18 protein-coding genes and 2 pseudogenes are annotated in these 24,865 nt (G+C 73.5%); 4 read left to right on the top strand and 16 right to left on the bottom strand.

Annotation, left to right across the window (positions count from 1 at the left end):
* Positions 1 to 593: 593 nt before the first annotated feature.
* Both ABD332_RS23890 and ABD332_RS23885 read right to left on the bottom strand, forming a co-directional pair.
* Complete coding sequence (locus tag ABD332_RS23890) at positions 594 to 995, bottom strand: hypothetical protein (protein WP_344504293.1); 402 nt, start codon at positions 993 to 995, stop codon at positions 594 to 596.
* Positions 996 to 1,000: 5 nt separating this feature from the next.
* The gene (locus ABD332_RS23885; protein ID WP_344504292.1) at positions 1,001 to 1,417 is read right to left on the bottom strand and encodes a hypothetical protein; all 417 of its coding nucleotides are present in this window, start codon (positions 1,415 to 1,417) and stop codon (positions 1,001 to 1,003) included.
* Positions 1,418 to 1,570: 153 nt separating this feature from the next.
* Here ABD332_RS23885 and ABD332_RS23880 point away from each other — a divergent pair, with 153 nt between their 5' ends.
* On the top strand, positions 1,571 to 2,818 hold the full coding sequence (locus tag ABD332_RS23880; RefSeq protein ID WP_344504291.1) for a sensor domain-containing phosphodiesterase: 1,248 nt from the start codon (positions 1,571 to 1,573) through the stop codon (positions 2,816 to 2,818).
* Here ABD332_RS23880 and ABD332_RS60470 read toward each other — a convergent pair.
* Positions 2,740 to 3,342 (bottom strand): annotated as a pseudogene (locus ABD332_RS60470) (cellulose-binding protein); the annotation flags it as partial. The gene ABD332_RS23880 and the pseudogene ABD332_RS60470 overlap by 79 nt on opposite strands.
* A gap of 174 nt (positions 3,343 to 3,516) precedes the next feature.
* Positions 3,517 to 4,605, bottom strand: a pseudogene (locus ABD332_RS60465) (lytic polysaccharide monooxygenase); the annotation flags it as partial.
* A gap of 190 nt (positions 4,606 to 4,795) precedes the next feature.
* Here ABD332_RS60465 and ABD332_RS23870 point away from each other — a divergent pair.
* Positions 4,796 to 7,561, top strand: coding sequence for a hypothetical protein (locus tag ABD332_RS23870; RefSeq protein ID WP_344504289.1), 2,766 nt, complete (start codon positions 4,796 to 4,798; stop codon positions 7,559 to 7,561).
* Positions 7,562 to 7,690: 129 nt separating this feature from the next.
* Here ABD332_RS23870 and ABD332_RS23865 read toward each other — a convergent pair whose 3' ends face one another.
* Positions 7,691 to 10,597: a glycosyl hydrolase gene (locus ABD332_RS23865; RefSeq protein WP_344504287.1), complete on the bottom strand. Its 2,907-nt coding sequence runs from the start codon at positions 10,595 to 10,597 to the stop codon at positions 7,691 to 7,693.
* Between the two features lie 149 nt (positions 10,598 to 10,746).
* The gene (locus ABD332_RS23860) at positions 10,747 to 11,319 is read right to left on the bottom strand and encodes a TetR/AcrR family transcriptional regulator (protein ID WP_344504286.1); all 573 of its coding nucleotides are present in this window, start codon (positions 11,317 to 11,319) and stop codon (positions 10,747 to 10,749) included.
* Between the two features lie 55 nt (positions 11,320 to 11,374).
* Between ABD332_RS23860 and ABD332_RS23855 the strand changes: the two genes are divergently transcribed.
* Positions 11,375 to 11,866 (top strand): FBP domain-containing protein, encoded by a 492-nt coding sequence (locus tag ABD332_RS23855; RefSeq protein WP_344504285.1) that lies wholly within the window; start codon positions 11,375 to 11,377, stop codon positions 11,864 to 11,866.
* Positions 11,867 to 11,905: 39 nt separating this feature from the next.
* On the opposite strand, the gene ABD332_RS23850 is transcribed toward ABD332_RS23855, so the two are convergent.
* Genes ABD332_RS23850 through ABD332_RS23805 form a run of 10 tightly spaced genes read right to left on the bottom strand, consistent with a single transcriptional unit; the run spans position 11,906 to position 23,280 of the window.
* Complete coding sequence (locus ABD332_RS23850; RefSeq protein WP_344504283.1) at positions 11,906 to 12,346, bottom strand: CorA family divalent cation transporter; 441 nt, start codon at positions 12,344 to 12,346, stop codon at positions 11,906 to 11,908.
* Between the two features lie 31 nt (positions 12,347 to 12,377).
* Positions 12,378 to 13,583, bottom strand: coding sequence for a hypothetical protein (locus ABD332_RS23845; RefSeq protein ID WP_344504282.1), 1,206 nt, complete (start codon positions 13,581 to 13,583; stop codon positions 12,378 to 12,380).
* Positions 13,580 to 14,101, bottom strand: a complete 522-nt coding sequence (locus tag ABD332_RS23840) for a SigE family RNA polymerase sigma factor (protein WP_344504281.1) — start codon at positions 14,099 to 14,101, stop codon at positions 13,580 to 13,582. Before ABD332_RS23840 ends, ABD332_RS23845 begins: the two co-directional genes overlap by 4 nt.
* Positions 14,102 to 14,153: 52 nt before the next feature.
* Positions 14,154 to 16,085, bottom strand: a complete 1,932-nt coding sequence (locus ABD332_RS23835; protein ID WP_344504280.1) for a response regulator — start codon at positions 16,083 to 16,085, stop codon at positions 14,154 to 14,156.
* Positions 16,067 to 17,110: a chemotaxis-specific protein-glutamate methyltransferase CheB gene (gene cheB, locus ABD332_RS23830; protein WP_344504279.1), complete on the bottom strand. Its 1,044-nt coding sequence runs from the start codon at positions 17,108 to 17,110 to the stop codon at positions 16,067 to 16,069. The genes ABD332_RS23835 and cheB overlap by 19 nt, the downstream gene beginning before the upstream one ends.
* Positions 17,107 to 19,191 carry a hybrid sensor histidine kinase/response regulator gene (locus ABD332_RS23825; RefSeq protein WP_344504278.1) on the bottom strand — a complete coding sequence of 695 codons (2,085 nt, stop codon included), beginning with the start codon at positions 19,189 to 19,191 and terminating at the stop codon, positions 17,107 to 17,109. The genes cheB and ABD332_RS23825 overlap by 4 nt, the downstream gene beginning before the upstream one ends.
* Before the next feature lie 35 nt (positions 19,192 to 19,226).
* Positions 19,227 to 20,702, bottom strand: a complete 1,476-nt coding sequence (locus ABD332_RS23820) for a HAMP domain-containing methyl-accepting chemotaxis protein (protein ID WP_344504277.1) — start codon at positions 20,700 to 20,702, stop codon at positions 19,227 to 19,229.
* Positions 20,699 to 21,256 (bottom strand): chemotaxis protein CheW, encoded by a 558-nt coding sequence (locus ABD332_RS23815; protein ID WP_344504276.1) that lies wholly within the window; start codon positions 21,254 to 21,256, stop codon positions 20,699 to 20,701. The genes ABD332_RS23820 and ABD332_RS23815 overlap by 4 nt, the downstream gene beginning before the upstream one ends.
* Positions 21,257 to 21,314: 58 nt before the next feature.
* A complete protein-coding gene (locus ABD332_RS23810) occupies positions 21,315 to 22,661 on the bottom strand; it encodes a CheR family methyltransferase (RefSeq protein ID WP_344504275.1) in 1,347 nt (448 codons plus the stop codon).
* The gene (locus ABD332_RS23805; protein ID WP_344504274.1) at positions 22,651 to 23,280 is read right to left on the bottom strand and encodes a chemotaxis protein CheW; all 630 of its coding nucleotides are present in this window, start codon (positions 23,278 to 23,280) and stop codon (positions 22,651 to 22,653) included. The genes ABD332_RS23810 and ABD332_RS23805 overlap by 11 nt, the downstream gene beginning before the upstream one ends.
* Positions 23,281 to 23,303: 23 nt before the next feature.
* On the opposite strand from ABD332_RS23805, the gene ABD332_RS23800 reads away from it, so the two are divergent.
* Entirely contained in the window at positions 23,304 to 24,452 is a 1,149-nt protein-coding gene (locus ABD332_RS23800; protein WP_344504273.1) for a DNA polymerase III subunit beta, read from the top strand.
* The last annotated feature ends 413 nt before the right edge of the window (positions 24,453 to 24,865 follow it).

Here is a 24,865-nt window from a genome sequence, read left to right as displayed (position 1 = left end):
CGGCCGGACCGGACGCCGGGGCGGAAGCGCGCGCGGCGGCGAGCCGAAGGCACGCGGCGGCGAGGAAGCGACGGCCCGCGGCGGCGCCGCGGCGGCACGCCGGAGCGGGGAAGCCACAGCGACCCGGGGTGGCGACACCACGGCACGCCGCGCCGGAGACGGCACCGGCCGCCGGAGCGGGGACGCCACGGCAAACCGGGGCAGCGACACCACGGCACGCCGAGCCGGGGGCGAGGCCGGCGACGCGGGCAGCGGTCGCCGGCACGGACGGCGCCCCGCCACCCACCGCGAAGGGCAGCGAGAGGGCCAGCGGGAGACCGCGGCCGGCGGAGGCGCCCCGAAGACCGGAGGCACCGCGGCGACCGCACGGCCGTCCGGCGCCGCGGCGTTCTCCGCGCAGACCAGGGTCGGCCGCAGAAGCGGACGCTGAGCAGCCCCCGGCCGGCGTGCCGGGGGCCCAAACGGTGCACAAGCAAAAGCGGTACACAAGCACCAGCGAAACGGCGAACAGCGCAGCCAGTACACCGGCGGAACAGCGCAAACCAGGAACAGCGGTGGAACGGCGCAACCGGTACACCGGCGGAACAGCGGACTCAGACGGGCAGGCCCCAGCGGACCAGCACCCGCTCCGCGCGTGACGGGTCGACCTTCACGGACACCCGCTGCCCGATCCCCGCCTGCGCCGACGCGTGCAACGGCAGCATCGTCTCGACGGTCACCGGGTAGGGCGGCTTGCCGGCGTGCTCGACCAGCAGGTTCAGGCGCACCAGCGGCACCATGTTGATCCGCGTGCCGGTGTCGACCAGCCCGAGGATCGTCGCCGCGCCGGGTGTACCGATCAGCTCCAGCTCCAGGTTCGCGGTCTGCGCCTGCATGCTGAGCTGGGCCTGCTGCATCTGCGCCATGCCGGCGCGCATCTGGGCGGCCGGGTCGTAGGTCGCGTCGACCGCCCGTGCCTGCTGGTTCAGCCGGCGCAGGTCACCGAAGAGGCCCACGGCTGTCAGACCTGACCGAACAGGTTGCCGTAGTGCACGGCGAGCTGGGTGTCGCCACGCATGCGGGCCGGCCAGCCGGCCGCGGCCTCGTCCCACGAGGAAGCGGGCACGCCGAAGGACTGCGCCTTCAGCACCACGCCGTCGGCGTTGAGGCCCTCCTGCGAGGCGGCCTTCGAGATGCGGGCGTACATCACCAGGTCGACGCTGGCGATCGGCGCGAGCCGCGGGTCGTCGGCGGCGATACCGGTCGCGACCGGGGCACCGTAGGCGTTGGCGGCGCCGTAGCCCTGCATGCCGTAGGTGGCCTGCTGCTGGGCCGCGTAGGCCTGCGCGGCGGCGCTGGTCTGCTGGGCCTGGGCGACCATGCCCGGCGCGGCGGCGGCGACGTTCCGCATGTCCTTGAACTGCTTGAAAAGTCCCATGATTCCCTCATCTGCATCGGTGTCCCGCATGACGGTAGGGATCCGGTTCGGCGCCCGGCGTCAGGAAAGCGATCGACTCTCTGTCACCAAACCGCACCGTGCCCTGCACCACAGAACCTCAGGACCCCGAGGCGGCCGCCGACGGTGCAGGACATGGCACGAGCCCGCTCCGAGTCCGCCCGGCAGATCGCCGAGCTGCTCAAGACCGCCCGCGAGGCGCTCGGGCTGAGCCTGGCGTTCATGACCCGCCTGGACGAGACGACCCAGCACCTGGAGGTCGTGGAGTCGGCGCTGCCGATGCTGTTCCGCGACGGCACGACCCGCCCCCGGGCCAACTCGTTCTGCCAGAGCATCATGGACGGCCGGCTGCCGGCGGTGATCCCGGACGTCACCAGGTTCCCGGAGGCGATGAAGCTGCCGGCGGCGAGGATGCCCCGCCTGCGCAGCTACGTGTCGGTGCCGGTGGTGCTCAGCGACGGCACGGTCTACGGCACGTTCTGCGCGGCCGGGTTCGGGGCCGACAAGCAGCTGTCGAAGCGTGACAAGGCGCTGATGGAGGTGCTGTCGCAGGCGGCCGCGCTGATCGTCGAGCCGGACTTCCGCCGGCGCCAGCTGCACGCGGAGATCGGCGGCCGGCTCGGGCCGGTCATCGAGGCGGGCGGGCCGCAAGTGGTGCTGCAGCCGATCGTGGACGTGGCGACGGGCCGGCGGATCGGGGCGGAGGCGTTGAGCCGCTTCCCGCAGGCGTGGCAGCGCCCGCCGGACGTGTGTTTCGCCGAGGCGCACGAGATCGGCGTCGGCGACCGGCTGGAGGTCCTCGCGCTGCGGAAGGCGGCGGAGCACCTGGCCTGCGTGCACGGGTACGTCGCCATGAACATCTCACCGGGCACGCTGCTGACGCCGCAGTGCCTGGACCTGCTGGGCCGCCTGCCGCTGGACCGGATCGTGCTGGAGCTGTCGGAGCACCAGCCGGTCGAGGACTACGACCTGCTGAAACAGGCGCTCGCCCCGCTGCGCGGCGGCGGGATGCGGCTCGCCGTCGACGACGTCGGTGCCGGGTTCTCATCGCTGCGGCACATCGTGCTGACCCAGCCCGACGTCATCAAGCTCGACCGCAGCATCGTCACCGGCGTCGGCACCGACCAGGTGCTGCGCGTGCTCACCCGGTCGCTGGTCGACCTGGCCGCCGGGTGCGGCGCCACGGTCGTCGCGGAGGGGGTGGAGACCGAGGCCGACGCGCTCGCGCTCGCCGGCCTCGGGGTCCACTACGGTCAGGGCTGGTTCTTCGGGCGCCCCGGGGTCCCCGCCGCGCTGCGGCCCAGCTATGCGCTGAGGCAGCCGATCCTGGACGCGCCGACGGCCACGTCGTCGAACCAGAGGGTGTCGTCGCCGACGCCGTAGCTCTCCCAGCCGAGCCGCAGGTCGCTGACCCGCGGCGCCCATGCCTTCGACAGCCACTGCTGGTCGATGTCGGCGGTCGGCACCCCGTCGACCTGCAGGCCGGGCACGGCGGTGCCGTTGAGCCACGTCGTGAGCAGCCCGCGGCCGTCGACCATGAACTCCACGCAGTTCCACTGCCCGGTCGGCAGCGGGCGGCTCTGCGCGACACCCGACGGGCTCTGCGCCGGCAGGGTCGCGTCGTCGGACTCACGGTTCCACTGCAGGGCGCTGTTCTGCCCACCGAGGCGCAGGTCCTTGCCCCCGTCGGCGTTGTCCTTCAGCGCCGCGAACGCCACGTGCGCGGCCGGCAGGGCCGTCGTGTGACGGACGTACATCCGCCCGTACCACACCGAGCCCAGCCCGCTGAGGTCCTTGGTGGGCCGCACGTAGACGTGGTTGCAGTAGCCCGCCTTCCCGTCGATGCGGACCGACTTGCTGCCGCTGTGCACGACCGCGGTGTCGACGGTGGCCGTGCCGGTGCCGGAGCAGTTGGCGTTGGAGACGCTCCACGCGCCGGACACCCCGCCGCTGGTCTGGCTCTCGAAGCCGTCGCAGAAGGCGGCACCGGTGCAGCCGGCGGGCGGCGGACCCGACGACGTGGACGCCGACGGCGAGACCGACGCCGAGGCGGACGGCGACGTGGGCGGCGGGTTCTGCCCGTTGGCGCTGCAGCTGAGCTGCGGTGCGCTGCCCGTGGCGCCGTTCACCAGCATGCCGAAGCTGGTGCTGCCACCCGCCGGGACGGTGCCGTTCCAGCTCACGTTGGTCGCCGTGACGGCGGCGCCCGACTGGGTCACCGTCGCGTTCCAGCCCTGGCTCACCTGCTGCCCGCCGGTCCAGCTCCACCCGACGCGCCAGCCGTTGACCGGTGCGGTGCCGGAGTTGGTCACTTTGACGTCGGCCTGGAAGCCGCCCTGCCAGCTGTTGGTCACCTGGTACGTGGCGGCGCACCCGGCGTTGCCGGCCGGCGGCGGTGAGCTGGACGTGGAAGGCTTGGGAGAGGTGGACGCCGATGCCGAGGTCGACGGGCCGGGGCCGGTGGTGCCGACGCCGGTCACCTCGCCGTTGCCGCCGTCGAACATGACGTCGGAGCAGCCGTAGAACGTCTCGGTGCTGTCGGAGCGGGACCACACCGAGTAGATGATGTGCCGGCCCGACTTGTTGGACGGCAGGCGCCCCGTCCAGTAGTAGTGCCCGTCGTTGGTGCCGGGCGAGCCGACCTGCTGCGGGTTGGTCGCCTGCAGGAACGGCGTGGACTCCAGGTCCGACCAGTTGAACTGCCGTGTCGGGTCGAAGCCGTCCTTGGTGACGTACAACGAGAACGTGCCCGGGTGCGCAGCCCAGTTACTGTAGTCGAACTCCATTGTGGAGCCTGACGTGAGGTGGGTCAGCGGCCAGTCGGACCGGTTCAGGTCGAAGCCGGAGAAGTCGTAGACGGTCGCGGCGCCGCTGCACAGCTTCCCGTCGGGGATGAACCCGCTCGTGCGGCCGGCGCCGTCGGAGCGCAGCATCGCGAACCAGTTGTAGAGCGAGTTCGGCCCGCTCTGCGCGACCGCCGCCGCGCACGCCGGGTTCTTCGGCTGGATCGCGCCGGTGGCGTTCAGGCCGTCCTTCCAGCACAGATAGGTCCGGCTGCCGGGCACCATCATCGCGCCGTGCGCGGCCGCCGGGTCCGCCGCGATGACCACCGTGCCCGTTCCGGCGACCGCCGCGGCGAGCCAGAGCGCCAGTCTTCGTCGTCGATTCATGGAACCTCTCTCCAGAAGGCATTCACTGCCCTGGATTGCACGGTGTGTGAGCGGCGCATGGCAACGAACCGGCGACCGGAGGACGTATCGACGCTGGACGGCCGTGAAACATTCACCGGATGGTCGGATATTTCGATACTTCAGGTGAACCGCTCGCGTTGAACACGTGCGACCCTCGATGCTTACCGCCATGTCGAGCACTGGACCGGCAGCGGTCCTTGAAGCGGCGGAGCTCTGCTCTGTTGCCGGCGACCACGCCGATGCCGCCCACCTGCTGGCGGAGGCCCTGATCACGGGCCCCTCAGACCCCGATCTGCTGCGCGCGCTCGCCGCGGCGCAGTTCGCGATCGGCTGGGACGGATGCGCGCTCGCCCTGCTCGCCGAGGCCCACCGGGTCGCCCCCGACGACGAGGCCGTGATCACCGACCGCAACATCGCTCTGCGCGACCACGGACGGTTCGTCCAGGCCCTCGCCGTGCTCGGCACCGCACCGCGCCGGGCGCTGCGCGCGGAGACGTACGAGGCGATGAACCTGCCGGTGCTGGCGGTCGACACCCACCCGGCCGGTCTGCGGAGCCACTGGGAGCGCACCGGCGGCCTGCTGAAGTTCCGGCGGCGGCGGCGCGAGGAGGAGCGCGTCCTCGCCGGGCTCGTCGAGGCGGCCGGCCCGCCCGCCCGCGCCGCGGTGGACATGTGCGCGCTGCTGACCCGGATCGTGAACGGCACGGCACAGGATCGCGACGCGCTCGCCGCCTGCGACGCCGCCACCGCGCACCTCGACGGCGGCCGGCGGGCCGAGGCCGCGGCCGCCCTCGCCGAGGCGCTGCGCCGCGACTCCACGCACCCGCTGCTGCTGCGCCGCGCCGCGCTGGTCGCCGAGCGGCTCGACCGGCCCGGGCCGGCGCTCGCGCTGCACCGCCGGCTCGCCGTCGACCCGAGTCCGATCCAGGTGCTGGTCCGCCAGTGCACGCTGCTCATCAGGATGCGCCGGCTGCCGGAGGCGGTGCGGTTCGCCGACAGCCTGCCGGCCGAGGCCGCGCGCGCCCGGCCGCTGCGGCGGGTCGTGGCGCAGGCATACCACGACGCCGGGCTGCCGGCCGCCGCGTGCGGCGCCTTCGACGCGGAGGACCCGCACCGGCTCCTGTGGTGGCGGACCGGTGGCCCGCTGCCGGCCCTGCGGCGCCGGCTGCACCGCCGCGACGAGGAGGTCGTCGCGGCCTGGGCGCCGCTGTCCGTCGAGGAGGTGCTGGGCCCGCTGGCGAGCGTCCCCGCCGCGGAGCTCATGGACGCGGCCGCCCACGCCGCCGGCGTCCTGGACCGGGCCCAGCGGGCCGAGGCGCGGGCGGGTCAGCCGGCCGCGATCGACGTGCTCACCGCCGGCGGGCAGGATCCGCAGCTCGTCAAGGAGCTTGCGGTGCGGCTGTTCCTCGACGACCGCGAGGAGGAGACCCTCGCCCGCCTCGACGACGTCGTGGCGGCGGACCCCGACGACATCGACGTGGTCGACGGGCGGGTCGCCGCGCTCGCCTGGCTGGGCCGCCCGCGGGCGGCGGTCGAGCTCCTGGAGGCGACGGCGCCGGCCGTCCGTGCCACGTTCCCCGTCCGGGAGCAGGAGTCGACGCTCTTCGAGCAGTATCGGCTGTGGGCCCTCGCGCTGGACGCGATCGGGCCGGCGGCGACCGTGCCACAGCGGCTGCGCGCCCGACGCCGCGCGCTCTGGTGGCGCACCGGTGGTCCATTGTGGATGGTCCGGCGGCGCATGCGCGGCGGGGACCGGGCCGCCCTCGCCGCCTGGCGGACCGGCACCGTCCCGCTGCTGTCCACACTGGACGTCTCGGTCCCTGCGGCCGACCCGGCCGCGCGGTCCATCCTCGACAGTTACGCCCTGGACGTCGAGACCGCCACGTTGCTGTGGAACCGTGTCAACATCGTGGCCCGGCTCACCGCCGGCTACCTGGCGACCGCGGCCGCGTTCCTCGTCCTCTCCGCGGCCGCGGACAGCAAGGTCGTCGGTGCTGTCGCCGCGGCCGCGGCGTACCTGCTGCTGAACCGGATCCTGTTCCGCTTCACGCGGGCCGACGACCGCCGGGTCGTCCTCACCCGGGCGGTGCCGCTGATCGCCGGGTTCGCGCTGGCCGGGACGGTGCTGTACCGGGGCCACGACGGCTGGACGGCGGTCGCCGGTGCCACGCTCGGCGCCGTCGCGGCGATGGGCGCCGTCCGGCTCGCCGTGGCGGCCGCGTGCCGGCTCGTCGCGGCGTGGGCGATGCGCCGGCACCGGCGGGGCACGCCGCGGGCCGTCGCGCTGACGGAGACCCTCGCGATGCTCGGCGAGCTGCGGCAGCACGGGCGGCGCAACGACCTGCAATGGCGGCGGTTCTGGGTGGAGCGGCTGGAGCGGATCGCGTACGCCGTCGAGCACGACCTCCCGGCGTCGTTCGGGCTCGTCGACCCGGACACGCACCGGCAGCTCGCCGACGGCGGGCGGGGGGCGGCCAGGGCGGTGCGGCAGTTGAAGTTCCTCGTCGCCGCGCCCGCGTCCGCCGACGCGTGGCGGCGGGTCGAGGAGGTGCTGCGGCACAACGCGGGGGCCCTCGCCACCGGCGAGCTCGGCCGGCTGCGGCGCGCCGCGGCGGTCGCGGTGCCGGCGCCGGTGCGGCGCGGCGGGCGGGCGGTCGCGGCGGAGGTCCTGCGGGTCGCGCTGTTCGCCGGCCTGCCGCTCGCGGCGGTCTACGCGGCGCAGCCGTGGCTCAGCTTCTCCGGAGCAGTGCACGACTGGGCGAAGGTGATCGGGTTGGCGTGGGCGCTGCTGTACGTCCTGCTGCACCTCGACCCGACGCTGCGGGAGAAGCTCGGCACGGTCCTGGCGGTGCTGGGCCAGGGCCAGGCGCCCGTCGAGGAGCGGCCCGAGGCGCTGGCACGTTTCCGTGATTCGGCGAGGTCAGCGGCTCCGTAATGTTTGGTGCATCGCAAGGAGCACTTCGCGAACCACCGACATACGTGCGACCCCAGCAGCGGTGCCGGTCAGCCTGAAACATGGCGGGCCGGCACTGACTCGTGCCGGCCCGCCACTTTCAGGAAGAACTCACACGGTGTACGGGATCCGCAGCGTCGACTGGTTGCCGTTGGCGGCGGACGCGTCGATCCGGACCGTGGTCGCGGCGTTGCCGATCGCGTTCCAGACCTCCATGCGGACACAGCCGTTGCTCATCGCACCGAGGCTGCCGGAGGAGGACGACAGGCCCACCGCCTGCGTGTACGACTCCGTCCCCGGCACCGGGTCGGTGGCGAAGTACCGGTAGGTCTCCACCCGCTCGTCGCTGCCGTTGTTGGTGAGGTCGTACGACACCCGGACCTGGATGCCCTGCCCGACGGTGTTCCCGGCGTCGACGTACAGCGTGAACGCGGTCGCCTGGCCGTTCGTGCTGCCGGTGATGCCGCACTTGGTGTAGGTCACCGGGTTGTGCGGCGTGCCGTCCCAGTTGCCGTTGGCGGCGCTGACCGTCTGGGTGCCCGCGGCGGTCCCGGCGGTCGTGTTGAGCGCCGGCCCGCTGCGCAGGTAGAACAGGTTCGACCCGACCGGCGGCTGGGACGACGGCGGCTGCGACGACGGGGGCTGGGACGACGGCGGCTGCGAGGTGGGCGGCTGCGACGTCGGCGGGTTGCTGGTCCCGCCGCCGCCGACCCACGTGAACGCACCGGTCGTGGCGGTCTTGCCGGCGGGCACGGTCAGCGTCCGGCCGTCGGAGAACGTCACGGTGAGCGGCGAGCCGGTCAGGTTCGACGCCACGTAGGTCTTCGCGCCGTTCTTGGTGAACACCGCGTAGAGCGGCGTGTTGGCGGTGACCGACGTGTCGACCTGGCCGAGCGCGGCGAGGTTGCGCAGCCAGTGGAACGTGTGCGCCTTGCTCTCGCCCTCCTCCGGGGTGTAGCCGGAGTTGGCCCGGAAGTTCGCCAGCGCGGTGTCGCCGTTGCCGAGGGCCTGGAAGGACCACAGCACGTCCTGCCAGACGGTCGGCGGGCCGCCGTTGTTGGTGACCATCTCGTTCCAGTTGACGCTGTTGTAGGCCGGCTTGTAGCCCATGTACAGCGAGCCGCCGGTGATGGGCAGCATGTTGATGCCCTGGATCATCTCCGGCTCGGCGGAGAACCAGGTGGCGTACGCGCCGCCGTCGCCCCAGACCATGCCGACGGTGTTGTGCGCGAACGTCGACGGGAAGTTCTGGTTGGACGAGTCGAACCAGTACTCCTGGATCGCCTGCGCCTGGGTCGTGTAGATGTACAGGCCCGCGTCGCGCACGGCGGTGTTGCCGGTCGCCTGGCCCCACTGGATGAGGGCGTTGGCGAAGTTCATGCCCTCCGAGGACGACTCCTGGTTGTTACCGGCGCCGAACGCTCCGTGCCCGGAGGCCCAGTCGTGGCCCGCGTAGATGTCGAAGTCCCGCAGGAACGGGAACATCGTGTCGTTGCGGTCGGGGTTGTTGGCGTCCCGGATGAGCAGGTTGACCATGCTGCCGTAGGCGTTGCTCGCCGCCCACGCCGGGTCGAACTTCGCCAGGGTCGCGGCCGCGGCGATGTAGTAGCCGTAGTGGAAGTGGTGGTCGTTGAGTTCGCTGTCGGAGCCGTACGACGCGGGGTAGCCGATCAGCGTGCCCCAGTTGGCGTCGTAGACGAACAGCCGGGTCGCCTCGCCGGGGCTGGCGGTGAACCAGTTGGTGAGGCGGGTGCGGATCGCGTTGAGCAGCGCGTCGCGCTGGGCGGTGCGGCCGAGCTGGTCGGCGATCTCGGCGAGGCGGGCGGCGCGGCCGACGCCCTTGCCGGTCCAGTAGGTGTCGTCGCCGAAGCCCGCCAGGGGGTCGCCGGAGGCGGCCTGGTCGAGGTAGCCGCCGAGCGTGGCCAGGTCGGCCCCGCTGCTGTCGGCGACCGCGGGGATCTCCGGCAGGACGCCCTGGTACTTCGTGCCGGTGGTGAACGACGAGACGCCGGTGAGCGTCTTCATCGGCCCGCGCGCCGAGACGTAGGTCTGCGCGATGGGCGTGGCGCCGGTGAGGTTCTTCCACTGGTGCGGGTAGAGCGACACGACGGTGCCGCTGCCGCTGCCCTCACGGGCGGTGGTGGTGAACGCGTAGGTCGCGTTGACCGTGCTCGCGCCGGCGTTGTACGCCCAGCTGACCCGCGTGCCGGTCACGTGGTTGTGCGCGTAGGTGCCGTACGTGTTGGCAAGCGCCGTCCGGTCGGCCGCCGGGGTGGACGTGGTCGTCGGCAGCAGCGCCACCGAGTAGTAGTCCTTGCCGGCGAGGGTCGAGGTGATGGTGCTGCCGCTGACGGTCCAGGTGGCCCCGGTCGGCGCGTAGGCGACGAAGTCGTGGCCGCGGACGGTGAAGCCGATCCTGGCGCCGCTGTTGCTCCACACGGCGGGCGGGCCGCCGAAGGTCAGCTGGGCACTGCCGCCGCTGGTGCGGGCGTAGACGAAGGGCAGGCCGTGGCCGATCGTGGCGCGCAGGGTGCGGGCGCCGTCGGACCAGTAGGGCGTCACCGTCCAGTCGGTCCAGCCGTCGACCTTGGTGTCCGGGGAGTTGAGGCCGGCCACGCCGAGGGTGAAGTCGGTCGTGTACGGGTAGTGGTACTCCCCGACGCCGGTGGCGGTGCCGGAGATCGCGGCGTCGGTGGTGTAGCTGACGCCGAGCCCGTTGTTGGCGGGCTTGAACGCCATCGGGTGCGCGTTGAGCGGCTCGGAGTAGCTGCAGTTGAACTTCTTGAACAGCAGCGACGACCACCAGTCGTTGGTGGGGACGGCGCCGGCTGGGGCGTTGGCGGTGACCCACTGGCGCGGGTTGGTGCCGATCGATCCGCAGCCGGCGGGCGGTGCCTGACCGGCGGGGCGGGTGGTGGCGTAGCTGCCGGAGCCGAGCGTGTCGGCGGCGGCGCTCTGCAGGGCGACGAAGGTGACGGCGGAGGCGACGAGCGCGAGTGCGGCGGCACCGGTGAACAAGGGTCGGCCTCGGGTAAGGCGCATCGGGTGGGACTCCGATCAGAAGTGGGCGGCTTCCTGGGGTCCCTGGTGATTTTGGGGAATCGATCTGACCAATGTCAATGGTCAACTTCTGAGAGCGCTCTCAAACAGCGCTCTGAGCTGCTAATTCATTCTGAGAGCGCTTCCCGCCAATGGATCAGCAGGACGTGCAGCGCGGCGACGGTGCGGCGCCAGGAGGCGTCGACGTCGCGTGGGTCGTTGAAGCCGCCGCGGGCCTCCAGGTCGACGAAGCCGTGCAGGGTGCTGCGCAGCAGGCGCACGGCGTCGGTGGCGTCGGGCTCCTCCAGGCCGTAGCCGCGCAGCATCCCGTAGGTCAGCTCGATCCCCCGCCGCGCGGCCGAGACGTCCGCCGCCGGGTCGACCGGCGCCTGCAGCGCCGCGTAGCGACCCGGGTGGGCGCGGGCGTAGCCGCGGTAGGCGTCGGCGAACGCGACGAGCGCGTCCCGGCCGGACCTGCCGGCGACCGCCGGGGCGAGCAGGTCGGCGAACTCCGCCGCGGCGAGGATCGCCACCCGCGAGCGCAGGTCCCGCAGCCCGCGCACGTGCGAGTAGAGGCTGGCGTCCTTGACCCCGAAGTGCCGCGCGACCGCCGACACCGTCACGCCGTCGAGCCCGGCCTCGTCGGCGAGGTCCGCGGCGGCCCGGGTCACGAGGTCGGTGGTGAGCCCTGCGCGTCTCATCCTAGCCACAATAGTCAGTTGCCTAGGGTCATTAGGCGTCGGTACCGTCGGCTGCGTGAGACCACTGACCGAGACCGACATCCGCGCGTCGTTCGTCAACTGCTCCAAGGGCGAGGCGAAACGCATCGCGCTCCCCCGCGACCTGGCCGACCGGCCCTGGCCCGACCTCGACTTCCTCGGCTGGCGCGACCCGGGCGCGCTGGACCGTGCCTACCTGGTCGCCCCGGGCGGCGGCGACGCCCTCGTCGGCGTCACGCTGCGCATCGCGGCCCAGCAGCGCGGCTTCCTGCACCGCAACATGTGCTCGCTGTGCCTGACCACCCACCCGGGCAACGGGGTGTCGCTGATGACCGGCCGCCGCGCGGGCGAGGCGGGCCGCAAGGGCGACTCGGTCGGCTCGTACATCTGCAGCGACCTGGCCTGCTCGCTCTACGTGCGCGGGCTGCGCACCCCGGACGCCGGCGGGCCGAGGGAGACGCTCTCGGTGGACGAGAAGGTCGAGCGGACCCGCGGCAAGCTCGACGCCTTCCTCGCCCGCATCCTGTAGCGAGCACCAGCCCTGTAGCGAGAGCCGGCCTGTGGCCAATTAGAACCAGCCCTGCCGTTTGGCCCAGCCGAGCAGGGTGCCGGACATGACGACCATGATGACGAGGACCGCGATCAGGTGCGGCCACCGCGTGTGGTCGCTGACGATGAGGTTCATGCCGAGCACCGACGACAGCGCGGTGATCGGCAGGGTCACCGCGGCGATCACGGCGAGCCGCTCCGCGGCGATCGTCATCTTGGTCTCCGTCCGCGCCTGGTAGAACTCGATGACGCCCTGCAGGTACTCCCGCTCGCCGTCGGCCACCGACCGGACCCGGTTGAACTGGTCGACGATGTCGATGATCGAGTGCTCGTCCCGCTGGTCGCGGGACAGCGTCGCCATCCGGCCGTAGATCTCGCCCCCGAGCGCGGCCATCGTCCGTACCGCGAGCAGCCCGTGCCGGACCTGCACCGTGCCTGACCGGATGACCCGGATATCCATGCGGGCACGATCGCACACCCCGCCGGCGCCGTCACCGGCCGTCGTAGGCGGCGACGACCGCCCCCTGCGCGTCGGTGGCGACGCCGTTGACCTTCCACCCGTCCCCCGCCGGGACCCCGTTGACCCACGCGACGCGCAGCTGCGGGTGGGCGCTCCAGCGCGCGGATCCGCGGCCCGTCGCCCCGGGCGCGCCCAGGGTCACCGTGGCGGCCGGGCCGACGTAGACGGCCACGACGACCTTGGTGCCGCCGGCCTCGTCGAACTCGTGGCGGCCGCCGTAGAAGCCGATGTCGAACGGCGGGCGGGCGAAGCGGCCGAGGCCGCGCACCTCAGTGGGGGCGCCGGTGCCGTGGTCGCTGCCGGCGACGAGCCCGGCGCCGCGCTCGTCGCCGCTGAACCACAGCACGAGCCGGCCGCCGTCGGCGAGCGTCACACCGGTCCGCATGAGGTCACCGATCTGGACGGAGGTGTCGGCGATGACGACCTCGCCGTCGCTGCGCTGGACCTGGCCGCCGGTGGCGACGACGACCCCGGCGGCGTCGCGGGCGGTGAACCCGAGATCCGGTGTGGGCCCGCCGACCGCGCCGGTCGGCTGGACCGCGACCCCGGCGCGCCGGACCCAGAAGATCGTCGCGTCCGGCATCCCGGGCAGCTCGGCGGTGCTCGCCTGCGTGCGCTGCCCGTCCGCGGTGAGCTCGACCCGCAGGCCGGCGCCGTGGACCACGCCGTAGTCGACAATGCCGCCGTGCCGGTCGTCGAGCTCCAGGATCGTGGAGAACCCGCCGACCGGCGGCACGGTGATGCCGCCGCCGAGCCTGCGGTACGTCCCCTTGGCCGGGTCGTGCAGCGCCGAGTACAGGCCGTTCATGTCGTCGCCGCTGTAGCGCAGGACGAGCTCCTCGCCGGTGCCGTAGGCGACGCCGGTGCGCACGACCGGCCCGGTGCCCCGCAGCTCGGTGTCGCCGGCCAGCTGCGTCGGTGCCGCCGCGGCGGCGCTCAGCGTGGGTGCGACGGCGCTCAGCGAGGGCGCGGGCAGCGGGGCGGGTCCGGCCGGCGCGCCCGCCAGGGCGGTCATCGTCGCGGCGACGGACACCAGTACAGTGGCCGCGAACGTGAACAGTCCGGTGAAGCGGCGCCGGCGGGCCCGCTGCCGGACCTGGGCGAACGTCACCCGGGGCGCGAGGTCGGCGGTCTCGTCGCGCATCGCCCGGCGGAGCTCCTCGATGCTGCGCATCACCGCGCCTCCTTCATCTCATACGTCGTCTCGTCTGCCGCGATCCGCAGCTTGCGCAGTGCCCGCGCGTTGGTGCTCTTGACGGTGCCGAGGGCCACGCCGAGCTCGTCGGCGGTCTGCTGCTCGGTGAGGTCCAGGTAGTAGCGGCAGACGATCACCGCCCGCTCCCGTCGCGACAGCGTCTGCAGGGCCCGGGCCACCCCGTCCCTGACGACCACCCCGTCGGCCGGGTCCTGTTCCGCGCGGCGGGGCTCCGGCACGTCCGGCGTCGGCCGTTCCCGCAGGAACCGCCGCCGCCACCAGTCGTTGTGCAGGTTCACCAGGATCCGGCGGGCGTAGCCGTAGGCGTCGTCGCCGGCGACGCGGGACCAGGCGGTGTACGTGCGCACGAGGGCCTGCTGGGTCAGCTCCTCCGCCTGCGCGGCGTCCCCGGCGAGCAGGTACGCGACCCGGTACAGCCGGGCCGCGCTGGCATGCATGAAGCTGACGAACCGGTCGTCGTCGTTCTCGGGCCGCTGCATGCACTCAATACTCGGCAGCCGCCCGGAAGGTTCTGCGGCGACGCCACGAAGCTCAGGCGTCGGGGAGCGTGAAGGAGAACGTCGCGCCGCGGCCCGGCTCGCTCTGCGCCCAGACCCGGCCGCCGTGGCGGTCGACGATGCGCTGGACGGTGGTCAGGCCGATGCCGGTGCCGGGGAAGTCGCTGCTGTCGTGCAGCCGGCCGAAGGGGCGGAAGAGCTGGTCGGCGCGTTCGGCGGGGAAGCCGGCGCCGTTGTCGCGGACGTAGAACGCCGGCGGCGAGCAGCCGATCTCGATCCGCGGGGACGCGGTGCGGCCGGTGAACTTCCACGCGTTGCCGACCAGGTTGATCAGGACGGCGCGGACCAGCTCGCCGTCGCAGGAGGCCCGCATCCCGGGCGCGACGGTCACCTCCACCTCCCGGTCCGGGTCGCGCTGGCGCAGCTCGTCCACGACGTCGGTGGCGAGCGCGGTCAGGTCGACCGCGGCGCGCTGGATCTGGCCGCGGTTGGCGGAGGCGAGCTGCAGCAGCGCGTCGATGAGCGCGTTCATCCGCTGGGCCGCCCTGTGGATGCGCAGGGCGAGGTCGGTGGGCTCCCCGCCGGTCTGCTCCTCCAGCAGCAGTTCGCTGAAGCTGATGATCGTCTGCAGCGGCGAGCGCAGGTCGTGCGAGACGGAGCCGCTGAAGGCCTCCAGCTCCCGGTTGCGCCACTCGAGCTCCTCGACGAGCTCGGCGCGGGCCTCCGCGACCTGCCGGGCGGCCCGCTCGTGCGCCGCCTCCAGCTCCCGGCGCACCAGCTCGTCGCGGATCCGCCGGTTCTGCTCGTGCAGCTGCTGCCGGCGGATGTGCGCGCGGATGTGGGCGCGCAGCGTGTTGGGGCCGTCGGCGCGGCGCACGTAGTCGTCGGCGCCGGCGGCGAGGCAGTCCAGCAGCGCGTCGCCGGCGCCCAGGCCGATGACCGGCATGTCACGCAGCCCCGGCACCGACCGGATCCGGGTGCACAGCTCCAGGCCCGCGGTCGTGTCGCCCTGCCCGTCGACCGCCAGGACCACGCACCCGGCCGGTTGCACGGCGAGCATGGCGAGGGCGTCGTCGGCGTCGGGCGCGGCGACCGGCTCGTAGCCCTCCTCCCGCAGCAGGTCCGCGGCGTGGTCCAGGAACCCACGGTCGGGGTCGACGAGCAGCACCTTGACCTGGCCGTGGAACGGGCCCTCCGGCGGCAGCGGGGTGACGGTGCTCTTGCGCAGCACGGCGGCCAGCTTGGCGAGGACCACCGCCAGGCTCTCCTGCTTGCGCACGAACGCGTCCGCGCCGGCGTCGAGGATCTGCAGCTCGGTCGCGTAGTCGTCGGCGGCGGTCAGCAGCAGGCACGGCACGTTGCGCAGCGTCGCGTCGAGCCGGACCCGGCGGATGACGGTCGCGCCGTCGATCCCGGGCAGCACCCCGTCGACGATGATCGCGCTCGGCGGGCTGGCCGCCGCGACCCGCAGCCCCTCCTCGCCGCTGGCGGCGGCGAGGACCTCGTAGCCGGCGCCGGCGAGCAGGTGCCGCAGCTCCTCGCGGAACGTGAGGCTGTCGTCGATGACCAGCACCGACGGCTGGGCGGGTGGCTCGACACCGCGCCGCAGCAGCTCCCGGCTGCGGGCCACGACCGCGTGCGCGTCGTAGGGCTTGCCGACGTAGTCGTCGGCGCCGTGGCGCAGGCCGCGGAGCCGGTCGCTGACCTCCGCCTCGCTGGACAGCAGCAGCGCCACCACCCCGGCGTGGCCGGGATGGGCGCGCAGCGCCCGCAGCAGCTCGACCCCGTCGGCGTCCGGCAGCAGCACGTCGAAGAGCGCGACGTCGAACTGCTCGGCCTCGAACGCGGCGAGCGCGTCGGCGCCGTTGGCGCACAGCACGGTGCGGAAGCCGCCCTCCTCGAACGCCTCGTGGAGGTCCATCCGGACGGTCAGGCTGTCGTCGACGATCAGGACGGTGCTCGCCATCCGACCTTCTCCGTCAGCCCGGCCGCGATCAGGTCCGGCGGCAGGATCTCCACCGCGGCGTGCAGCGCCGCGGCCTCCTTCGGCATGCCGTAGACGACGCAGCTGCCCTGGTCCTGCGCGTAGGTGTGCGCGCCGGAGCGGCGCATCGCGAGCAGGCCTTCGGCGCCGTCGCGGCCCATGCCGGTGAGCAGCACGCCGGTGGCGCCCGCGCCGACCTCGGCGGCGACGGACTCGAAGAGCACGTCGACGGACGGGCGGCACGAGTGCCGGGGCGGCCCGGAGTTCAGGTGCAGGTGCCCACCGCGGACGATCAGGTGCCGGTCCGGCGGCGCCATCACGACCTGCCCGGCGACGGACTCGAGGCTCTCCCCTCCGCGGGCGTACCGCACGACATGGCCGGTCTGCTCGGCGAGCCACCCGGTGAAGGCCTGCGCGAACGTCTCGTTGGTGGCAAGGTGCTGCACGTACAGCAGCGGCACCGACAAGCCTCTCGGGACGCCGCGCAGCAACGTGACGATGGCGCCGGGGCCGCCCGTCGAGGCGCCGACCGCGACGAGTCTCCTGGGCATCCGAGGTGTACGGATGGCCGCCTGCACGGGTGCGGCCGCTCCCGGGGGCCGGTGCCGCGTCACGACCCGGATGCGCGACACGACCTTGACCGCGGTGCGCAGCCGCGCGCCCCACGTGTCGTCGGAGGCGTCGCCGCGCGGCTTCTCCAGCACGTCGACCGCTCCGGCGGCGAGCGCGTCGTACGTGGTGAACAGCTCCTGCCGGGACGCCGAGCACACCACGAGGATCGGCGTCGGCTGGCTCGCCATGATCCGCTCGGTGGCGGCGAGGCCGCTCATCACGGGCAGGACCACGTCCATCGTGATGACGTCGGGCCGCAGCCGCCGGCACAGCTCGACGGCCTGCGCGCCGTCGACGGCCTCCCCGACGATGTCGAAGCCGTGCCGCTCGGTGAGCGCCTCGCGCAGGCACTGCCGCACCGTCGCGGAGTCCTCGACCACCAGTACCTTGATCATGGGTTCCCCACCAGGTCGCGGATGTGGCCGAGCAGCTCCTCCTGGTTGAACTCCGACTTCACCATGTACGCGCTGGCGCCGGCCTCGGCGCCGCGGCGGCGGTCCTCCGCGGACGCGCGCGAGCTGACGAGGATCGCGGGCGTCTCGCGCAGCACCGGGTCCTCGCGGGTCAGGGCGACGAACGTGAACCCGTCCATGCCCGGCATGTCGATGTCGACGAGGAACAGGGCGTACCGCCGCAGCTTGACCCGCTCGAGGGCCTCCTCGGCGGAGGCGGCGAGCTCGACCTCGTAGCCCGCCGACTCGAGGATGCTGCGCTCCAGCATCCTGGTGGTGAGGGAGTCGTCGACGACGAGGACCGGGTCGGTGCGCCCGGCGGCGGCGGCCTCCCGGGTGAGCGGGTCGGCGGGCTTCTCGCCGTCGGCCGCGGCGACGAGGCCGTGCGGGTCGAGCACGATCCGTGGGTTGCCCTCGGCGTCGATGGACAGGCCGTTGACCACCGCGCCGGCCGGCGCGAGCTCCGGCAGTGGCCGCACGACCAGCGCCGACGTGCCGAGCAGCCGGTCGACGCCCACCGCGAGGACCCGGCCGCCGGCGGCGATGATGACGCCGACCGCGCCGCCGTCGCCCTGCGGCTGCGCCGGTGGATCTCCGCCCGGGGTCAGCACGCGCGCGAGGGGCAGGAACGCGATGACCTGCCCCTCGTGGGCCATCGCGCCGGCCGCCGCGGCGGCGGCGACCTCGACGGCGCTCAGCAGGACGCAGGTGCGCACCGCGTCCAGCGGCAGCGACGCGAGGGTCCCGGCCGCCTCGACGACGAGCCCCGACAGCGACACCAGCGACAGCGGCACGACCAGCTCCACGGTGGTGCCGCGGCCGGGCTCGGTGCTGACGTCGATCTCGCCGCCGAGCTGCTCGGCGACGTCACGGACGGCGTCGAGGCCGATGCCGCGCCCGGAGATGCCGGTGACCTCGCCGGCGGTGCTGATCCCGCCGTGCATGAGCAGCCGCATCAGCTCCCGCACGTCCTGCTCGGCCGTCCCGGAGCCGCCGGCCACGAAGCCCTGCGCCTCCGCCTGGCGCCGCACGGCGGCCAGGTCGAAGCCGCGGCCGTCGTCGGTGCAGCGGAACGCGGCGTTCGTGCCGCGGCGGCGGACCTCCACGGTGACGTGCCCAGCGGGCGGCTTGCCGGCGGTGCGCCGCTCCGCCTCGGTCTCCACCCCGTGCGACACGGCGTTGCGGACCACGTGCAGCAGCGCGCCGGACGCCAGGCTCAGCACGTGCGGGTCGAGCCGCAGGTCGCCGCCGCGGCTGTCGAAGACGACCTTCTTGCCCTCGGCGGCGGCGGCGTCGTACGCGGCCCGGTGCAGCGTGGTCAGCACCGCCGCGACCGGCACCAGGCGGAGCCGTTCGGCGCGGCCGCGGATGTCGTCGAGCTCGCGCTCCACCTGCTCGACGGTCTCGGTGAGCTGCCGGCCGAGCGCCGTCAGCTCGGCGGCCAGGCGGGTCGCCATGGCGCCCGTCCGGCCGTCGGCGCCGTCGTGCTGCGCGGCGCGGATCCGCAGCTGCTCCGTGATCGCCTCGGCGGCCCGGCGCGCCCGCTCGACGGTCGCGACCTGGCGGCGCAGCGGCGCGAACCGGGCATGGGCCTCGCCGACCGCGTCGAGCAGCTCATCGATGTCGGCGCTGTCACGGCGTACAGGAGCGGCTTGAGGCTCTGGCTTTTCTGGCTTTTCGGGCTTTTCTTCCTTCTTGTCCGGCTGTTGCAGAACGTCGGTCAGGGCGGTCATCCGGTCGGTCAGGGTGAGCAGCGCGCCGACAGTCTCCGGCGGGACCGGCGCGGCGCCGTCGCGGTGCGGGACGAGCAGCTCCTCGAGGGCGTGCGCGGCGTCGGCGATCTCCTTCTGCCGCACCACCCGCGCCGCGCCCTTGAGCGTGTGCGCGTGCCGCAGCAGCCTGGCGACAGGCTCCCGGTCCGCGCTGTCGCGGGTGAGCTCCAGGACCCCCTGGGCGAGCTGCCCGACGAGCTCCTGCGCCTCGATCCGGAAGTACCGCAGCGGGTCCTTGGCCTGTCGCGCCATTCCGGCAGCTCCCGGCACCGCGGGCGACGGGGCGCTCAATGCCGGTCGGCGCCCGCGGCGACCAGCCGCAGCAGCTCGGTGGAGAGCCCGGCCAGATGGGTCGCGGTCTGTCTGGTCTGCACGGCGCTGGACTCGCTCTCCTGGGTGACCCGGGCGGTGTCGGTGACCGCGACGTTGACCTGCTCGACCGCGGTCGTCTGCTGCTTGGTGGACAGCTCGATCTCCCGCGCCGACTCGGTCGTCGTCGCGACCAGGTCGGCGATCTGCTGGAACGACGCGGTGACCGCGCCGAACTGCCGGGTGCCGGCGTCGACAGCCTTCGCGCCGGTCTCCGTCGCCATGACCGTCGTGTTCACCGCGCCGCGGACGTCCTCGATGAGGGCGCGGATCTCCTTGGCGGAGCCGGCGGTGCGGTCGGCGAGCTTGCGGATCTCGTCGGCGACGACCGCGAACCGGCGGCCCCACTCCCCCGCCCCGGACGCCTCGATGGTCGCGTTGATGGCCAGGATGTTGGTCTGCTCGGCGAGCTCCGACACCAGGTCGACGACGCCGCCGATCTGCTGCGAGCGCTGCCCGAGCTCCAGCATGTGCTGCACGATCAGGTCGACCTGGCGGCGGATCGCGGTGATCGACTCGCGGGCCTGCTCGATGGTCGCGTCGCCGGAGCTGGCCGCGCCCGCGGTCTCCTCGGCGATCTTCGCGACCCGCTGCGAGCCCTCGGCGATCTGACGCGACGTGATCAGCAGCTCCTCGATCGTCGTGTTGATCTCGCTCATCGCGGTCGCCTGTTCGCGGGCGCCGTTCGCCTGCTGGCTGGCGGCGGCCTCCAGCTGGGCCGAGGAGCTCTGGATGTGCCCGACCGTGCTGGCGACCTGCCTGCCCAGCGCCCGGATCAGCAGCACCGCCACCAGCACCCCGAGCACCAGTGCAATCAGCGCGATGCCGATCACGACGAAGGTCGCCACCCGCGCCTTGCTCGACGCGGCGTCCCGCTGGGCCGTCAGGTCCTGACGCAGCAGCCCGGCCAGCGCGTCGATGTGCTGGTTGAGCGCCTCGCGCTGCGGCGCCACCGTGTCGTCGAACTCCCTGCCGATCCGCTCTGCCGGGGCGGCGTCCCGCTGCAACGCCATCACCGCCTCCAGCGCCGCCTGGTGGTTCTGCTCGGCCTGGACGGAGGCGTCGAGCAGGTCCCGCTCGCGCTGCGAGTCCGTCACTCCGCGCAACCGCTGGACCGCCTGGGCGAAGGCGGCGCGGGCCTCGGTGATCTGGGTGCGGAACCGATCGTCGCCGGTCAGCAGGTACCCGCGGGCCGCGCTGCTCTTCGCCTCCACCGACACCCGCAGCTGCTGCGCCTCCACCAGGCCCTGCACGCCGATGTCGATGACGTGGTCCTTGCCGCCGACGACCGTGTCCAGCGCGGCGACCGTGACCGCGCCGGTGATCATCGTGAGCAGCACGACGGCCGCGAAGCCCGCGGCGAGCCTGCGGCCGAACGTCCATCTCCGGTTCATCGTTCCCCGTCCCCCGCTGTCACCGCTTCCCGTGCGGCTCCCGTCAGTGTCTGGATCGCCGCCCGTACCGCCGGGACATCGACGATCGGCCGGGCGCCGCCGTCCATCGGCACGATCCCGCGCAGGCAGCCGCGCGGGCCGTGGCCCGCCGACTCCTCCACGATCAGGTCGCGCGGGACGCGCAGGTGGCCGTCGAGGCCCTCGAACGCGAGCGCCACCGTCGGCTCGCCGGCGACCAGGACCAGCCAGCGCCGGTCGGCGGTGGCCGGGTGGCCGAACACGGCCCCGAGGTCGTAGACGGGCACGATCGAGCCCCGGAAGCTGGCGACGCCGAGCAGCGACGGCTGGGGGCCGGGCAGGCGCGTCACCGGGCGGTCCGGGAAGAGACCGGCGGCCTGGGTGAGGCGCAGCGCGTACCGGTGGCCGCCGACCCGGATCGCAAGGAGGTCGTCGAAGCCGGTGACCTGCTCACGGTGCGGCTCGGTGAAGGAGCGGTCGAACGACTCGCGCAGCTCGGCGAGGCGCTGCATCAGGTCGAGGGTCTTCGTCTTCATCGCGTGTCCCGCGGCGGTCGGCTTCGGTCCGCGGCTGTCATGGCGTGTTCCGCGGGCGTCATCGCGGTGCGGCCGTTTCGGCGTGGCAGAGGGCGATCAGGGCGCCGCGGCCGAACCCGCCGCCGAAGAGCAGGACGCGCTCCTCCTTCTCGTGCCGCAGCAGGGCCGCGGCCCGGCCCAGCTCGCGTTCGGCGGTCGCCCGGTCGCCGCCGCGCCGGGCGAGCAGCCCCATCCGCAGCCGCGGCATCGCGAACTCGGCGTCGAGGTGGGCGGCCATCCGGTGGTGTTCCAGCGCCCCGTCCGTGTCGCCGTCGCCCTCCCGGCACTCGCCGAGCAGGTGGTGCGCGTCGGGGTTGAGGGCGTCACGGTCCAGCAGGCGGTGGCAGACCGCGGCGGCCCGCCCGGTGTGCCCGAGATGGGCGAGGACGGCGCCGCGCAGGAGCAGCACGTCGGGCCGGTCGGCCGCGGCGGTGTCGATCGCGTCGAGCGCCGCGAGGGCCTCACCGAACCGCTCCTGCTGCACGAGATGCAGCGCCTTCGCCTTGCCGTCCTCCTGAGGCGCCGGCCGCACCCGGTGTGCGTTCTGCGCCTGCTGTACGACCTTCTGGTAGTAGAACGTGTTGTGGGTGTGCTGCACCGCGAGGGCGGGCGGCTTGCTGCCGAGCGTGTCGGTGTGTCCCAGGAAGAGGTAGCCACCCGGCGCCAGGGCCCGCGTGATCCGGGCGACCGCGGCCGCGACCGTCCTCGGCGTCAGGTACATCAGCAGGTTGCGGCAGAAGACGACGTCGTACGTGTCGGGCGCGAACAGCACCGGGTCGTCGTTGACGGCGTTGTACTCCAGGAACCGCACGCGCCCGCGGAGCCGCTCGTCGATCTCGACCCCGTCGGCGGCGGCCCGGAACCATCGCTGCTGCACGGCGTCCGGGGTCTCCCGCAGCGACCACTGCGAGTACCGCCCGGCGGCGGCGACGCGCAGGGCGGCCCGGTTGACGTCGAGCCCGACGATCGACACGTCCCACGACGGCTCGACGCGCTGGGCCGCGACCATCGCGAGCGTGTACGCCTCCTCGCCCGTCGAGCAGCCCACCGACAGCAGCCGCAGGCACCGCTGGGTGGCCCTGGCCCGGACGCGCGCGGGCAGTACCACCTCCGCCAGGACGTTGAACTGCTCGATGTTGCGGAAGAAGTAGGTCTCGTTGACGGTCACGGCCTCGGCGAGAGCGGCGAGCTCGTTGTTCCAGGCGGTGCCGAGGCGGTCGAGGTAGCCCCGGCCGGACAGGCCGTGCTGGCCGGCGCGCGCCCGCAGGGTCGCGGCGAGCTGGGGGTCCCGCTTGTCGTCGAACGTCAGCCCGAGCCGGACCGACAGCAGCTCGCGCAGCCGCGCGACGTCCTCGTCACGTTCCATCGTGCACCGGCCACTCGTCGTGTTCCGTGCTTGTGCTTGAGCTTGTCCTTGGGCTTGGGCTTGGGCTTGGGCTTGTCAACGGCCATTCGTCGCGGGGCGCGCTCGGCAGTGGCCATTCGCTGCTCAGGAACAGCAGGGGGCGGGCATCCAGGACGCCGACGGCCGCGACGATCCTGGTCGCCGAGGCGGCGAGCATCGGCGGTGGCGGCCGGTCGGCGTCCGGCTCCACCGGCAGCACGCCTCGGACCGGCCCGGTGGCGTACGCGAGCGGCCCGCCTCCGGTGCGCGTCGTCACGAACCTGCTGGGCCGCTCCGCCGCCGCGCCGAGGAGCCGCGCCGTGTCGACGACGGGCACCGCGAGCCCGCGGATCACGCTGACCCCGAGCAGCACGTCGGCCGTGCCCGCCAGCGGCTGCACCGGCAGCGGCCGGATCGTCTCCACCACCTCACGCAGGGGCAGTGCGCACAACAGGTCACCGACGCCGAAGACCAGCGACAGCCCCGGCGGCGCTTCCGTGACAGCGGTCATCGCCACGCGATCATGATATGCGGCATTGGTCGGTTTTATACCGCGATCGGGTGAGGGCTGCGTGCTCTCGCCGGCTCCGGTTTTTGTCATACCCTCGGCGTAGGTTCGCAGGCATGGACGTGACCGCATCTGTTTCCCGGCTCGCCGCAGCCGCGTCGTTTCTGCTGCGCATGCTGACCGGCCGCTCCCTGCAGCCGTCCCACGCGGGCGTGCTGCTGCGCGCCGACGACGCCGGCCTGCACCTGGTCGCCACCGACGGCGAGGTCGTCGTCCACCTGCACACCCCCGCGACCGTCCACACCCCCGGCGAGGTCGTCGTCCCCCGCCGGGCCGTCGCCGACACCCTCACGTCCCTCGACGCCGCCGACGCCCGCCTCACCGTCCAGGGCGGCCGCCTGTCGATCCGCGTCCCGGGCGCCCGGTTCGCGCTGCCCAGCATCCCCGACGCCACACCCCCGCCGGTCCACCTGCCCCCTGCCCACGGCACCGTCGCCGGCGACGACCTCCGCACCGCCGCCGTCCCGGTGGCCGGCGCCGCCTCCCGCGAGCACGCCCTCCCCCTCTTCACCGGCGTCCGTCTCCGCGCCCACACCAGCACCCTGTCGCTCCTGGCCACCGACCGCTTCCGCCTGGCCGCCGCCGCGATCCCCTGGCACCCCACCTCCACGCCGGCAACCGATGCCGTCGCCCGCGAGACTGCGACCGTCCGCGCCGGGGTCGAAGCACTCGTGCCCGCAGCCGTGCTGGCCCGCGCCGCCCAGCACCTGTCCCGCGAGGAGACCATCCACGTCCACGCGGACGACGACCTGTTCGCCCTGTCCTGGGACGGCGGCAGCCTCACCACCCCGACCCTCGGCACCGGTTACCCCGACGCTCAGATGTCCCGCCTCCTCGACATCTCCGCCATCTGCACCGTCGAGACCGACGCCGACACCCTCGCCCAGGCAGTCGACCGCGCCACCGCCTTCGGTGGCCCCCACGGCCGCGTCACTCTCCAACCGATCGAGGGCGCCCTCCTGGTCCACGCCGACGACCCCCTCACCGGCGAGTCCGAGCAAACCCTCAAGGCCACCACCGACGGCACCCACGTCGTCCGCTCGTTCCAGGCCCGCCTCCTCCTGGACGCCCTGCGCGCGTTCCCCCACCACCCCGTGCGGCTCCAGTTCCAGCCCGACCTGCGCGCAACCGCGTTCACCGCCTCCCTGCCCACCACCACCCTCAACTACCTCGTCGTCCCCCTCCGCACCCCACCACCCGCCTGACACCGACCGGCCCCTCAGCCCCATCCGGCTCCAGTTCCAGCCCGACCTACGCGCAACCACGTTCACCGCCTCCCTGCCCACCACCCTCAACTACCTCGTCGTCCCCTCCGCACCCCACGCCGCTGGCGGGGCGAGTTCAGGTCCAGGGCGCTGCACCTGGCGGCGCAGGCGATCACCGACCACCTCAGCCCCGTCCGACACCCCAGACAGCCACAACCACTGCCGGCCCCGACCGGTGGCCCGCTGCGGCGCGGCTGCACTGGTTTCGTCAACGGACATCCCAACCGCCTTCAGCCCCGCGGGGTCTCCGTGTCCTTCACTACCCGCCGCAGATCCCCACGTCCTCCAACGCCCGGCCACTGCACGCATCCACGACCTTCATCCCCACGTCGTTCGCCACCCCGCCACGGGCC

The sequence above is a fragment of the Dactylosporangium maewongense genome (assembly GCF_039531485.1).
Classification (GTDB): domain Bacteria; phylum Actinomycetota; class Actinomycetes; order Mycobacteriales; family Micromonosporaceae; genus Dactylosporangium; species Dactylosporangium maewongense.
Note: the sequence above shows the minus strand (reverse complement) of the source record. Positions and strands in the feature narration are given on the sequence as shown.

Coding starts and splice junctions, on each gene's coding strand:
- ABD332_RS23885 (WP_344504292.1), bottom strand. CDS start 1,417: ATGGGACTTTTCAAGCAGTTCAAGGACATGCGGAACGTCGCCGCCGCC.
- ABD332_RS23880 (WP_344504291.1), top strand. CDS start 1,571: ATGGCACGAGCCCGCTCCGAGTCCGCCCGGCAGATCGCCGAGCTGCTC.
- ABD332_RS23870 (WP_344504289.1), top strand. CDS start 4,796: ATGTCGAGCACTGGACCGGCAGCGGTCCTTGAAGCGGCGGAGCTCTGC.
- ABD332_RS23860 (WP_344504286.1), bottom strand. CDS start 11,319: ATGAGACGCGCAGGGCTCACCACCGACCTCGTGACCCGGGCCGCCGCG.
- ABD332_RS23850 (WP_344504283.1), bottom strand. CDS start 12,346: ATGGATATCCGGGTCATCCGGTCAGGCACGGTGCAGGTCCGGCACGGG.
- ABD332_RS23840 (WP_344504281.1), bottom strand. CDS start 14,101: ATGCAGCGGCCCGAGAACGACGACGACCGGTTCGTCAGCTTCATGCAT.
- ABD332_RS23835 (WP_344504280.1), bottom strand. CDS start 16,085: ATGGCGAGCACCGTCCTGATCGTCGACGACAGCCTGACCGTCCGGATG.
- cheB (WP_344504279.1), bottom strand. CDS start 17,110: ATGATCAAGGTACTGGTGGTCGAGGACTCCGCGACGGTGCGGCAGTGC.
- ABD332_RS23825 (WP_344504278.1), bottom strand. CDS start 19,191: ATGGCGCGACAGGCCAAGGACCCGCTGCGGTACTTCCGGATCGAGGCG.
- ABD332_RS23820 (WP_344504277.1), bottom strand. CDS start 20,702: ATGAACCGGAGATGGACGTTCGGCCGCAGGCTCGCCGCGGGCTTCGCG.
- ABD332_RS23815 (WP_344504276.1), bottom strand. CDS start 21,256: ATGAAGACGAAGACCCTCGACCTGATGCAGCGCCTCGCCGAGCTGCGC.
- ABD332_RS23810 (WP_344504275.1), bottom strand. CDS start 22,661: ATGGAACGTGACGAGGACGTCGCGCGGCTGCGCGAGCTGCTGTCGGTC.
- ABD332_RS23805 (WP_344504274.1), bottom strand. CDS start 23,280: ATGACAAAAACCGGAGCCGGCGAGAGCACGCAGCCCTCACCCGATCGC.
- ABD332_RS23800 (WP_344504273.1), top strand. CDS start 23,304: ATGGACGTGACCGCATCTGTTTCCCGGCTCGCCGCAGCCGCGTCGTTT.